Consider the following 12,804-nt stretch of genomic DNA (forward strand, 5'->3'; position numbering starts at 1 on the left):
CCACAACAACGACAATGGTGACCCCGATGAAAGAGAGCGACCTGGATATCCAGACGATCGACCCGACCCTCTATAACGAGGACCTGGCCCCGCTGAAGCACAAGGACCGCAGCTGGGGGGCCTTCGAGATCTTCAATGTGTGGTCCAACGACATCCAGAGCCTGTTCGGCTACACCCTGGCCGCCTCGCTGTTTCTGTCCTACGGGCTGAATGGCTGGGCGGTGATGGCGGCGATCATCCTCGCCGGGGTGATCGTCATGTATCTGGTCAACCTGACCGGCAAACCCAGCGTCAAGTACGGCATCCCCTTCCCGGTGATGATTCGCGCCAGCATGGGGGTGCGCGGCGCCAACCTGCCGGCCCTGCTGCGCGCCATCATCGGTATCTTCTGGTACGGGGTGCAGACCTACTTCGCCTCCACGGCAGTAGCGCTGCTGATCACCGCCCTGTTCGGCGGCGGCGACGGCAGCACCTTCCTGGGGCTTTCCGGGGTGGCCTGGCTGGCCTTCGTGATCGTCTGGCTGTTCCAGATCGCGATCTTCTGGGCCGGCATCGAGCGCATCAAGCACTTCCTCAACTGGGCCGGCCCGATGGTCTATGTGGTGATGCTGGTGCTGATGGTCGTGGTCTGGGTCCAGGCCGGCAGCGACCTGCTGCCCGCGGTAAGTTCCATCTTCAGCGCCGATGCGGAGCGCAGCGGCAGCGCCGTGGCGGCCTTCCTGGCCATCGTCGGCACCATGGTGGCCTACTTCGCCGCCGTGGTGATCAACTTCGGTGACTTCACCCGCTTCGTGAAGAGCGAGCGACAGATGAAGCTGGGCAACCTGCTGGGGCTGCCGCTGAACGTGGCCTTCTTTTCGTTTATCGCCCTGATCATCACCGCCGGCACCCTGGTGCTGTTCGGCGAGGCGCTGACCAACCCGGCGGATATCGTCGAGCGGGTCGACTCCCTGCCGTTGACCATCGTCGCCGCCCTGACCTTCTTCGCCGCCACCGTGGGCATCAACCTGGTGGCCAACTTCATCCCGCCGGCCTATGACCTGGCCAACCTCTTCCCCAGCAAGATCAGCTTCAAGGTGGGCGGCCTGATCACCGCCGTGCTGGCCTTCTTCGTCGGCGCGCTGTGGGTCTCGGTGATCAGCCAGATCGGCGTACCGGGCTTCGTCAATGCCCTGGGGGCCGTCGTCGCGCCTTTCTACGGCATCATCGTGGTGGACTACTACCTGATCAAGCGCCAGGAACTGAACATGCAGGACCTCTTCTCCTCCGCGGAGGGCGGCCGCTACCACTACCTCAAGGGCTGGAACCAGCGCGCCCTGATCGCCTTCGGTGGCGCGGCGCTGTTCTCGATCTCCACCGTGCTGGTGCCGGCGCTCTCCGGCCTGGGCGGCTACGGCTGGCTGCTGGGGGCCGCCCTGGGCGGGCTCTTCTACTACGGCCTGATGCGCCAGTTCCGTGCCGTGCCGGCCATCTCCCACTCCTGATCCACTACCCCACGACGACGCAGGCCCCGGGCATCGCTGCTCGGGGCCTATCGCATGGGGGGGAATAAAGCGCACTCAGCCGGAGAAGATCTGGTGCAGGTCCGGATGCTCTTCCTCCTCCTCGGTGATCGCCAGGGAGGCCTCGATGGCCCTGAGGTGGCGACTCATGAAGGCCTTGGCTCGCTCGCCGTCACCCGCCTCCAGGAAGTCGATCAGGTCGTCGTGATCGTGGGACTCGCAGCCCAGGTGGCCGGTATTGCCGTAGACCGCCAGGATCAGCGAAGAACGGGAGCACAGGCGCCCCACGAACTCGGCCAGGGTGGCATTGCCGGAGAGCCTCGCCAGGCGCTCGTGGAAGGCGGCGGAGAGCTTGATGGCCGCGCTCTGCTCACCGGCGCGCAGGGCCTCCAGCTCGCGGCGAATATTGTCGCGAAGGTCGCGGACATCGGCGGCGGTGATGCGCCGCGCCACCTCGGGCATCAGGCCGCACTCCACCATCTGGCGGGCGGCGAAGACCTCCTTGGCCTCCTCGGCGGTGGGCCGGGTGACGCTGGCCCCGCGCCGCGGAGTCAGCGTCACCAGTTGCTCCAGGGCCAGGCGCTGGAGGATCTTGCGAATCCCGGTGCGGCTGACGCCGAACACCTCGGCGAGGGCATCCTCGCGCAGGCGTGCCCCCGGCTTGAGGCGATGCTCGATGATGGCATCGCTGATGGTGCGATAGATCTCGTCGTGCCGCTTGGCGCCATCACCATTCTTGCCCAGGCGACGCTTGGGTCGCTCATCGGCCTTGGTCGGCATCGGTGTGTGTTCCGTCATGGTCGACGACTCTCCAGATCGACTGCCCTCATCCTGCTGCTCATTGTATACGCTTTTGCCGGCCATGGACGACAATGGCCCGCCGAAGGGCAGGCCATTGTCACGGGGCACGGCATGGGCCGCAGGCGGGGGGATTACTCCTGCCAGGCGGCGATGACGGCGCGCTCCTCGTCGGTCATCTGGGTCATATTGCCCAACGGCATGTAGTTGCTGCCCACCACCTGCTTGATCTGGGCGACGCTGTTGAGGATGTTCTCGTCGCTGTCGTAGGTGATCCCCGCCGGGGCCGAGTTGAAGCTGGGGTGGCTCGGCTCACGGGAGTGGCAGGTCACGCAACGCTCGTTGATGATGCCGCTGACTTCCGTGACGCTCGGCCCGTCGCCGACCGCGGCCACATCGGTGCCACCCGCCGGCGCACTGCTCGGCGCGGCGACCCAGACGCTGATCAGGATCAGCACCACGCCCGCCGCCGGATAGGCCGGCTTGATCTGACCGGAGTGCATCAGCACGAAGAACTGACGGATCAGGGCGCCGGCGAAGATGAACAGCGTCATGATCACCCAGGCCAGCTCATGGGCGTAGAGGAAGGAGTAGTGGTTGCTGATCATCAGCAGCACCACCGGCAGCGTGAAGTAGGTGTTGTGCACCGAGCGCTGCTTGCCGCGCTTGCCATCGATGGGGTTGGGCGTCTCGCCGGCCTTGAGCGCCTTCACCATGCGCCGCTGGCCCGGGATGATCCAGAAGAAGACGTTGGCGGACATGGCGGTGGCCATCACCGCGCCGGTCAGCAGGAAGGCGGCCCGGCCGGAGAAGATATGCACGCTCAGGTAGGCGACCACCACCATCATCACCGCCACGGCGATACTCAGGACGCCATCGCGCTCCATGTTCGGGCTGATGCGCTTGCACAGCTCGTTGTAGACCACCCAGCCGCCGAGCAGGAAGAGCAGCGCCATGACGTTGGCCTGCCAGCCGGTCATGTTGGCGGCCCACTCCCAGGCGCTATTGGGGTTGACCAGGTAGAAGCTGGGGTTGGCCATATACAGCAGGGTGAAGAGCGCGAAGCCCGACAGCCAGGTGGTATAGGACTTCCAGAACGACCAGTGCAGGTCGTCGGGGAGCTTTTCCGGGCTGGTGGCGTACTTCTGGTTGTGATAGAAGCCGCCGCCGTGCACGGCCCACATCTCGCCGAACACACCCTTCTTGCGGCAGGCCTCGTCCTTGGGCGTCTTCAGCCCGTTATCCAGCATCACGAAGTAGATCGATTCACCGATCCAGGCCACCGCGGCGATGACGTGGAGCCATCGCAGCAGCATATTGGCAAACTCGAGGAGATACGCGTCCATAACTCAGCGCTCGCTTTGTGCGGTTGTTGTAGGTCGATTCAGGGGAAAGTCGACGGGAAATCAGCTGCCCCGGTAGGTGGAGAAGCTGTAGGGGGCCAGCAGCAGCGGCACATGGTAGTGCTCGTCCGCGTTGGCGACGCCGAAGCGCAGCGGGATACGGTCGAGGAAGCGCGGCTTGGGACCGGCCACCCCCTCCCGATCCAGGTAGTCCCCGGCATGGAAAAGCAGCTCATATTCGCCCACGGTAAGGGCATCGCCCTCGAGGATGGGGGCATCGCAGCGGCCATCGTCGTTGGTCACCGCCTCGCCGATGCGCACGCGCTGGTCGCCTTCGATACGGAAGACCTCGATGCGGATACCGTGGCCAGGCCGGCCCTTGGCAGAGTCCAAGACGTGGGTAGTTACGCGTCCCATGTGTCTCTCCTGTTGTGGTCATGGCACCGCTGGGCGGCGCGGCTGAAGGACAGGGCCGGGGCGGTGGTGCCCACCGGATGACCGGCCCGAATTCTATGGTTACAGTTTTAGCCTCAAATGGAGTACATTTCAAAGAGTTTTTGTATACAGTAGATGTAGCGTATTATGGGCCCCTCTGCCTCCCAAGGAGAAAACAATGAGTGACAAGACCCTGACCCCCCGCCCCAGCAGCATGGACCGCGCCACCTTCGTGGCCCAGTTCGGCGAGATCTACGAGCACTCTCCCTGGGTCGCCGAACTGGCCTGGGAGGCCGGTCTCGGCGCCGAGCAGGACACCCCGGAGGGCCTGGCCGCCGCCATGGGCAAGGTCCTCGACGAGGCCAGCGCCGAGCGCCAGCTGGAAGTGGTGCGTGCCCACCCGGACCTGGCCGGCAAGGCGGCCCTGGCCGGCGAGCTCACCGATGACTCCACCAGCGAGCAGGCCGGCGCCGGCCTCGACCAGTGCACCCCCGAGGAGCTGGCCCGCTTCGAGCGCCTCAACAACGCCTACAAGGAACGCTTCGGCTTCCCCTTCGTGATGGCCGTCAAGGGCAGCAACCGCCACCTGATCCTCGCCGCCTTCGAGGAGCGCCTGGAGAACAGCGCCGAGGAAGAGCGCCGCACCGTGGTGGAACAGATCAACCGCATCGCCCTGTTCCGCCTGCAGGCCCGCGCCGAGCAGCAATAAGTCGACGGTGCCGCCCGGAAGTTTAATGGAAGGGTTTTCCGTTACCACGACAGGGCGGCGCCGAGGGTGTATCCTAGGCGCCATCGCAGTTGGGTGACGGAGAACGAGGCGTGACCGAGAGCAAACGCAAGACGGTAGGCCGGCCGGCCGGAAGCGGCAAGAGCAGCGGCGGACACAGCCAATCGCTGGTGCGCGGCCTGAATATCCTCGAGGGGCTGGCCGCCGCCCCCATGGGCCTGGCGCTGTCCGATATCGCCCAGATCGTCGGCCTGGCCCCCTCCACCACTCACCGCCTGCTCCAGGCCCTGCACCAGCAGGGCTTTATCACCCAGGACACCGAGCTGGGCCTGTGGAAGGTGGGGGTCAAGACCTTCCAGATCGGCAACACCTTCCTCGAGGCCCGCGACTTCGTGGCCACCGCCCGCCCCTTCCTGCGTCGCCTCACCGAGGAGAGCGGCGAGTCCGCCAACCTGGGGATCCGCGACGACGGCATGGCGGTGTTCCTGGCCCAGAGCGAATCGCCGCAGATGATGCGCATGATCACCCGCCTCGGTTCCCGGGCGCCCATGCATGCCTCCGGCGTCGGCAAGGCGCTGCTGGCCTGGCTGCCGGACAAGGAGGTGGAGCGCATCCTCCAGGCCCGCGGCCTGCCCCGGGTCACCGCCAATACCATCGACACCCCGGCGCGGCTGCGCGAGGCCCTGGCGGAGATCCGTCGCCAGGGTTACGCCTGCGACCGGGAGGAGCATGCGGTGGGCCTGCACTGCGTGGCGGCCACCATCCATGACGAACAGGGCAACGCCCTGGCGGGCATCTCGGTCTCCGGCCCCATGGCGCGGATTCCCGAATCGCGCCTGGCGGAACTGGGCGGCCTGGTCAGCCGCGCGGCGCGGGAGATTACCGCGCAGATCGGCGGCAAGCAGCCCAGCCCCGAGGAGTTCTAAACGTCCCCGAGGGGGAGATTACCGCCCTCTCCAGCAGACCTCGGCGGCAAGCCACCCAGCCCCGAGGCGTTCTACGCGCCTCCGAGGGGGAGGTTACCGCCCTCTCCAGCAGGACTCGGCGGCAAGCCACCCAGCCCCGAGGCGTTCTAAGCGTCCCCGAGGGGGAGATTACCGCCCTCTCCAGCAGACCTCGGCGGCAAGCCACCCAGCTACGAGGCGTTCTACGCGTCTCCGAGGGGGAGAGTACCGCCCTCGGCGGCAGACTACCCGCCGCCACAACAAGACGCCGCGCCTCTCTGGGCGCGGCGTCTTGCGTTGGCGAGTCATGCCCGATCGCGGCGTTACGACTTCACCGCCAATAGCTCCAGCCAGTGGCGCACCGGCAAGGGGCTAGCCGCCGCCAGGTGCGTCTGGCAGCCGATATTGGCGGTGACGATCCCTTCCGGTTCTCCGGCCTGGAGATGGCGCAGCTTGTCGTCCCGCAGCCGGGTCGCGAGCTCCGGCTGGAGCAGCGAGTAGGTGCCCGCCGAGCCACAGCAGAGCCCGGCATCCGCCACCGGCGTCAGCTCGAACCCCAGGGCACCCAACAATGCCTCGACCCGCCCACCCAGCCGCTGACCATGCTGCAGGGAGCAGGGCGACTGGAAGGCGAGGCGGCGCGGCGCCTCAGGGGCCGGCTCGATCCGTGACCGCTCACCCTCCAGCAACTCTAGGGGGTCCCGGACCTTGGCCGCGACGCGCGCGGCCTGCTGCGCATAGTCCGGATCCTCGGCCAGCAGCACGCCCACCTCCTTGAGCTGGGCACCGCAGCCGCTGGCGCTGACCAGGATCGCCTCGGCACCGGCCTCCAGGGCCGGCCGGCACAGGTCGATGAGGCGGCGCAGCCGCCGGCGGGCCGCCTCGGGGGCCCCCAGGTGCTGGTCCACGGCGCCGCAGCAACCGGCCAGCGGCACGGCATCGATGCCCAGACCGTCGAGCAGGGTCGCCAGGCGGGGATCGAGCCCCGGCGCCAGGGCCGGCTGCACGCAGCCGGTCATCACCGCCACCCGACGGCGCCCGCCTTGAACCCGGGGCCAGGGCTGCGCGGCCTCCCGGGGAGGCACCTTGGCGGCCAGGGAGCCGGGCAGCAGCGGTCGCGCCAGCCGTCCCAGGCCCAGCAGGGTGGCGAAGAGCCGGCGCCGGGGCAGCACCTGGCGCAGGCCCCAGCGCAGCCAGCGCGCCGGCGCCGGAGGCGGCGCCTGCTCGGCGACGATCTCCCGCCCCAAGTCCGCCAAGCGATGGTAAGGCACCCCCACCGGGCAGGCGCTCTCGCAGGCCCGGCAGGTCAGGCAGCGATCCAGGTGACGCCCCAACTCGGGGGTGGCCGAAGCCCCCTCCAGCACCTGCTTGACCTGGTAGATGCGCCCCCGGGGACTGTCGCGCTCGTCGCCCAGCAGCCGGTAGGTGGGGCAGGCGGGCAGGCAGAAGCCGCAGTGGGTGCACTGGCGTAGGATCGCCTCCGCCTCCTCGCCCCGAGGGGTCGTCGCCAGGGGCGCGGCGAGTCGGGTCTGCATGGCGAAACCTCCTAGAGTTCCGGGTAGTGGATGCCGGGATTGAACAGCCCCTCGGGGTCGAAGGCGGCCTTGAGGCGGCGCTGCAGGGCCAACAGGGGCGGCGCCAGGGGGGCGAAGACCGGCGCCCTCGGGTCGCCGCCGCGCCAGCGGCTGGCCTGGCCCCCCAGCCGGGCGGCCTCGGCGAAGACCACCTCCACCGGCGCCTCGCCGCGCCACCACCACTGGCGACCGCCCCACTCCACCAGGGCCTCGCCGGGCAAGGCGGGACGAGCCCCCGGGGGCAGCAACAGGCGCCATAGCGGCGCCCCCGGGTCGCGGAAGAAGGGCAGGCGCTGATCGCGCAGCGCCGACCAATAGGCGGGATCCTCCTCGTCGCCGCCCAGGGTCGCCACGGCCTCGTCCACCGCTGATTCGCTGCCGGCCAGGCACAGCCGCAGCCGCTCGCCGTCGTGGGCCGCCCCGACCACGGGCACCCCCGCTCGCCACCAGGCCTCGGCACGCTCGGCCAGCGCCTCACGGGGTAGCGCCAGGGCCAAGGCACGCCGGGACGCCGGACGCGGGGCCACCTTGAGGCAGACCTCGAGGATCACCCCCAGGGAGCCCAGGGCCCCCACCATGGGACGGAAGCCGTCGAAGCCGGCCACGTTCTTCATTACCGCCCCGCCCAGGCGCACCACCTCGCCGCGCCCATTGATCAGGGTCACCCCCAGGACGGCATCGCGCAGCCCGCCCAGATAGGGGCGCCCCGGGCCCGCCAGGCCCGCGGCCAGGGCCCCGGCTACCGTGGTCTCGGCGCCGAAGCGCGGCGGGTCGCAGGCCAGCCACTGTCCCTCGGCGGCCAGCAGCGCCTCCAACTCGGCCAAGCGGGTCCCGCCGCGCAGCCGTACCACCAGCTCGCTGGGCTGGTAGTCCACCACGCCACGATGGCCGGCCAGGGCCAGAGGCTCTGCCGCCACCGGGCGGCCATACCAGGCCTTGGTGTTGCCTCCCACCAGGCGCAGCGGCGTGCCCCGTCGCGCCGCCTCGGTGACTCGCTCGCTCAACTCACGGCTCAGGTCCGCTTCCTGCATGACACTCTCCTCGCCTAGAAACGCGGCAACTCGGGATGGGGGAATCGACCATCCTTGACGTGCAGGTGGCCCAGTTCGGCACAGCGGTTGAGGGTCGGGATCAGCTTGCCCGGATTGAGCCGTCCCCGCGGATCGAAGGCCGCCTTGATGGCTTCGAACTGGCGCAGCTCGGCGGCGGAGAACTGATCGCACATGGCATCCACCTTCTCGGCGCCCACCCCGTGCTCGCCGGTGATGCTGCCCCCCTCCTCCACGCACAGCCGAAGGATCGCCTGGCCCAGGGCCTCGGCCCGCTCCGGCTCGCCCTCGAGCCGGCTGTCGAAGAGGATCACCGGGTGGATATTGCCGTCGCCGGCATGAAAGGTATTGAAGACGCGTAGCCCATAGGCCTCGGCCAGGGCGATGATGCGGGTCAATACCGCCGCCAGGCGGCGGCGCGGCACGCTGCCATCCATCACCAGGGTGTCTGGGGCCAGGCGGGCAATGGCCGGGAAGGCGGCTTTGCGCACCGACCAGATACGCGCTTGCTCGGCGGGATCGGTGGCGCTTTCCAGGTGGTCGGCGCCATGCGTCTTCAACAGCGCCGTCACCCGCTCGCTCTGGGCGGTCACCTCGGCGGCGCTACCATCCAGCTCGCAGATCAGCAGGGCGCCCAGGTCACAGGGCCAGCCCTGCTGGACCATCTCTTCCACCGCCACCACGGCGGCACGGTCCATCAGCTCCAGGCCCGCCGGCACCACCCCGGCGGCGATGATCGCCGCCACCGCCTCGGCGCAATCGGTCACCTCGGCGAAGCCCGCCAGCAGTACTCGCTTGTCCCGGGGCAGGGGCAGTAGCTCGACCCAGGCCTCCACCACCACCCCCAGCAGCCCCTCGGAGCCATGAATCAGCGCCAGGAGGTCGAGTCCCGGCGCCTCGCCCAGGGGCGAGCCCAGGGTCAGCCGCTCGCCGTCGATGGTGATCAGGGTGGCGGCCACCACGTTATTCACCGTCAGACCGTACTTGAGGCAGTGCACGCCGCCGGCGTTCTCGGCGATATTGCCGCCCAGGGTGCTGGCCACCTGGGAGGAGGGATCGGGAGCGAAGTAGAGGCCATGGGGAGCGGCGGCCTGGGAGATCGCCAGGTTACGCACCCCGGCGCCGACCCGGGCCAGGCGCCGGTCCGGATCGATCTCCAGGGTGGCGTCGAGCCGCGACAGATTGAGCAGCACCCCCTCGGCGTGGGGCAGGGCACCCCCGGAGAGGCCGGTCCCGGCACCTCGTGCCACCACCGGCACGCCATAGTCATCACAGAGGAGCAGTATCGCCTGGACCTGCGCGATCTCCTCGGGGATCGCTACCACCCCGGGGAGGCGGCGAAACAGGGTCAGGGCATCACATTCGTAGGCGCGACGTCCGGCCTCGTCGAGGACCAGTCCCTCGGCGGGCAGACAGGCGACCAGCGCCTGCAGGAACTGCGCTGTCATGCGGGCCTCGGCCTGGGGAGTGGCGGTCATGGCGGGCTCCAATCGAATGCCTCGGCCCGCTTCAGCGGCGGTATTCGAGGCGCCAATAATGTTGTCTAAGCAACCTTATACTCCCGCATACACGCAAAATCCAGCCCCGATACCGCCCCGGCCCGGCCGGGCTACCGCGCCCAGTTCGGGTCGACCCCGGGGCAGAGGCCGGTCCCTCTCGACCAAAGTATAGGCCGCCAAACCACGCCCGAAACATCCATATAACGTTCTGTATTTATGATATAAAACTCATCTCTTGCCCGCAGTCATAAGGATGGCCGCCGGACAGGCCGCCGGATAATTTGACACGGGATTCCCCAAGGAAAGACTATTTATGGATTATGTTGGTTAGACAACATAGCAGCCGACAAGGCCTCACCTAAACCAACAATAAGGCCCCCGAGGAGCACGCCATGACCCGACCCTCCCCCACCGCGACGACCAGTGCGCCGCCCCGTTCCACCTATGCCAAGTACCTGGCGGCCCTCGGCCCCGGCTTCCTGTTCGCCGGCGCCGCCATCGGCACCTCCCATGTGGTGCAGTCGACCCGCGCCGGCGCCGAGTACGGCATCGGCCTGCTGGGCTTTATCCTGCTGGCGATCCTGATCAAGTACCCCGCCTTCTTCTTCGGCCCCTTCTATGTCAGCGTCACCGGCAAGTCGCTGATCGAGGGCTACCGCCAGACCTTCGGCAAGACGGTGGTGGCGCTCTTCGCCCTGGTGCAGCTGCCGGTGCTGGCCATCATCATCGCCGCCATCGCCATCACCACGGCGGGGCTGGCCGGCAGCCTGCTGTCGCTTAGCCTCGGCGCCCCGACCATCGCCGTGGTGCTGATCGCCGGCGGCTGCCTGCTCACCTATACCGGCGGTTACCGGATGCTGGACTGGGTCAACAAGGTATTTATCGGCATCCTCAGCCTGACCACCCTGCTGGCCACCCTGGCGGCGCTGCCCATGGTGGAGTGGAGCCTCTATCCGGCCACCGCCGCCTCGCCGCTGTTCAGCGCCGCCACCCTGGTGACCCTGGTAGCGGTGCTCGGCCTGATGCCCTCGGACATCACCCTGGCGATCATGAACTCCCTGTGGTCGGAGGCCCGCAACAAGGCCCGCGGCGAGCGCTGCGACACCGAGGCGGAGAAGGTCGACTTCGATATCGGCTACATCGGCGCCGCCATCCTCGCCGCCTGCTTCGTGATCATGGGCGCCGGGGTCATGCACAGCCAGGGCATTACCCCCGCCGACGGCGCCGTGGGCTTCGCCAGCCAGGTGATCGGCCTCTACACCTCGACCCTGGGCGAATGGAGCGGCTTCGTGGTGGGCATCTCCGCCTTCACGGTGATGCTGACCACCCTGCTCACCGTGCTGGACGGCTTCCCGCGCATGCTGACCGCCGCCTACCATGCCATCATCCGCCCCGACGGCATCGAGGAGGAGACCCGTCGGGTCGAGGGCAGCCGCCCCTACCTGATCGCCATGCTCGGGCTATCGCTGCTGGCCATCCTGATCCTCTTCACCCTGATGGGCAGCTTCCGCCTGTTCATGGATTTCGTGATGGTGGTGGCCTTCCTGATCAGCCCCATCCTGGCGACCCTCAACCACTTCACCGCCAATGGCGCCAGCGTGCCCGCGGAGCTGCGCCCCTCGCGGCTGATCAATGCCTGGAGCCTGCTGGCCATCGCCGCCCTGGTGCTGCTCTCGCTAGGCTACCTCTACGCGCGTTTTATCCACTGAGGCCAGGGAGGCCCCGACCATGCCGACCATCACCTGCATCGACGACCTGCAGCGCCTGGCACGACGCCGGGTGCCGAAGATGTTCTACGACTACGTGGACTCCGGCGCCTGGACCGAGAGTACCTACCGGGCCAATGGCGACGACTTCGCCGCCATCGGGCTGCGCCAGCGGGTGATGGTGGACATGAGCGATCGCCGCCTGGCCAGCGAGATGCTCGGCGAGCGGGTGAGCCTGCCGCTGGCCCTGGCCCCCACCGGCCTGACCGGCATGCAGCACGCCGACGGCGAGATCCTCGCCGCCCGCGCCGCCGAGGCCTTCGGCGTGCCATTCACCCTCTCCACCATGAGCATCTGCTCCATCGAGGACGTCGCCGAACACACCTCGCGCCCCTTCTGGTTCCAGCTCTATGTGATGCGCGACCGGGGCTTCATCGGCCGGCTGATCGATCGCGCCAAGGCGGCGGGCTGCTCGGCCCTGGTGCTGACCGCCGACCTGCAGATCCTCGGCCAGCGCCACAAGGACATCATCAACGGCCTGACGGTGCCGCCGCGCCCCACGCCCCGCAACCTGCTCGACCTGGCCACCAAGTGGCGCTGGTGCCTGGGCATGGCACGCACCCGGCGACGCACCTTCGGCAACCTGGCCGGCCATGTGCAGGACGCTACCGACCTGGGCGAGCTGGCCAAATGGACCGCCGGCCAGTTCGACCCCAGCCTGAGCTGGGACGACGTCGCCTGGATCAAGGAACGCTGGGGCGGCAAGCTGGTGATCAAGGGCATCCTCGAGCCGGAAGACGCCGAGCAGGCGGTGGCCGCCGGCGCCGATGCCATCGTCGTCTCCAACCACGGCGGCCGCCAGCTGGATGGCGCCTCGTCCAGCATCCGCGCCCTGCCGGCCATCGTCGCCGCCGTGGGCAGCCGCTGCGAGGTGCACCTGGACGGCGGCATCCGCTCCGGCCAGGACCTGCTCAAGGCCCTGGCCCTCGGCGCCAAGGGCGCCTATATCGGCCGCGCCTTCCTCTATGGGCTGGGGGCCCTGGGCCAGGAGGGCGTCGAGGAGTGCCTGCGGATCATCCACAAGGAGCTGGATACCACCCTGGCGCTATGCGGCCTGCGCGATATCCATGACGTGGACACCCGTATCCTGCGCCCCGGCAGCCACCCCCAGCCACCCCGAACCGCCCCACGAGGAGCACGACCATGAGCCACGCCTGGCAGAGCTAT

At 68.4% G+C, this 12,804-nt stretch carries 11 protein-coding genes; 5 read left to right on the top strand and 6 right to left on the bottom strand.

What is annotated here, in order from left to right; translation table 11 throughout:
• Positions 1-26: 26 nt before the first annotated feature.
• A complete protein-coding gene (locus NFU04_RS14675) occupies positions 27-1,484 on the top strand; it encodes an NCS1 family nucleobase:cation symporter-1 (protein WP_251310173.1) in 1,458 nt (485 codons plus the stop codon).
• Positions 1,485-1,559: 75 nt separating this feature from the next.
• Here NFU04_RS14675 and NFU04_RS14680 read toward each other — a convergent pair whose 3' ends face one another.
• The 3 genes from NFU04_RS14680 to uraH form a co-directional block, all read right to left on the bottom strand.
• Positions 1,560-2,282: a GntR family transcriptional regulator gene (locus NFU04_RS14680; protein WP_251310182.1), complete on the bottom strand. Its 723-nt coding sequence runs from the start codon at positions 2,280-2,282 to the stop codon at positions 1,560-1,562.
• Between the two features lie 152 nt (positions 2,283-2,434).
• Positions 2,435-3,646: a urate hydroxylase PuuD gene (locus tag NFU04_RS14685; RefSeq protein ID WP_251310174.1), complete on the bottom strand. Its 1,212-nt coding sequence runs from the start codon at positions 3,644-3,646 to the stop codon at positions 2,435-2,437.
• A 60-nt stretch (positions 3,647-3,706) separates the two neighbouring features.
• Positions 3,707-4,060, bottom strand: coding sequence for a hydroxyisourate hydrolase (gene uraH / locus NFU04_RS14690; protein ID WP_146803075.1), 354 nt, complete (start codon positions 4,058-4,060; stop codon positions 3,707-3,709).
• A gap of 196 nt (positions 4,061-4,256) precedes the next feature.
• On the opposite strand from uraH, the gene uraD reads away from it, so the two are divergent.
• Complete coding sequence (gene uraD, locus NFU04_RS14695; protein WP_251310175.1) at positions 4,257-4,787, top strand: 2-oxo-4-hydroxy-4-carboxy-5-ureidoimidazoline decarboxylase; 531 nt, start codon at positions 4,257-4,259, stop codon at positions 4,785-4,787.
• A gap of 110 nt (positions 4,788-4,897) precedes the next feature.
• Positions 4,898-5,731, top strand: a complete 834-nt coding sequence (locus NFU04_RS14700) for an IclR family transcriptional regulator (RefSeq protein WP_146803073.1) — start codon at positions 4,898-4,900, stop codon at positions 5,729-5,731.
• A 341-nt stretch (positions 5,732-6,072) separates the two neighbouring features.
• On the opposite strand, the gene glcF is transcribed toward NFU04_RS14700, so the two are convergent.
• From glcF to NFU04_RS14715, 3 genes are read right to left on the bottom strand one after another with little or no spacing between them, the layout of a single operon-like run.
• Positions 6,073-7,284: a glycolate oxidase subunit GlcF gene (gene glcF / locus NFU04_RS14705; RefSeq protein ID WP_251310176.1), complete on the bottom strand. Its 1,212-nt coding sequence runs from the start codon at positions 7,282-7,284 to the stop codon at positions 6,073-6,075.
• An 11-nt stretch (positions 7,285-7,295) separates the two neighbouring features.
• Positions 7,296-8,354, bottom strand: a complete 1,059-nt coding sequence (glcE, locus tag NFU04_RS14710; protein ID WP_251310177.1) for a glycolate oxidase subunit GlcE — start codon at positions 8,352-8,354, stop codon at positions 7,296-7,298.
• 14 nt (positions 8,355-8,368) lie between these two features.
• Positions 8,369-9,850, bottom strand: coding sequence for an FAD-linked oxidase C-terminal domain-containing protein (locus NFU04_RS14715; protein ID WP_251310178.1), 1,482 nt, complete (start codon positions 9,848-9,850; stop codon positions 8,369-8,371).
• A 413-nt stretch (positions 9,851-10,263) separates the two neighbouring features.
• On the opposite strand from NFU04_RS14715, the gene NFU04_RS14720 reads away from it, so the two are divergent.
• The gene (locus tag NFU04_RS14720; RefSeq protein WP_251310179.1) at positions 10,264-11,580 is read left to right on the top strand and encodes an NRAMP family divalent metal transporter; all 1,317 of its coding nucleotides are present in this window, start codon (positions 10,264-10,266) and stop codon (positions 11,578-11,580) included.
• Positions 11,581-11,599: 19 nt separating this feature from the next.
• Entirely contained in the window at positions 11,600-12,784 is a 1,185-nt protein-coding gene (locus NFU04_RS14725) for an alpha-hydroxy acid oxidase (protein ID WP_251310180.1), read from the top strand.
• The last annotated feature ends 20 nt before the right edge of the window (positions 12,785-12,804 follow it).

This window comes from Halomonas sp. NCCP-2165, assembly GCF_023708045.1.
Lineage (GTDB): Bacteria > Pseudomonadota > Gammaproteobacteria > Pseudomonadales > Halomonadaceae > Bisbaumannia > Bisbaumannia pacifica.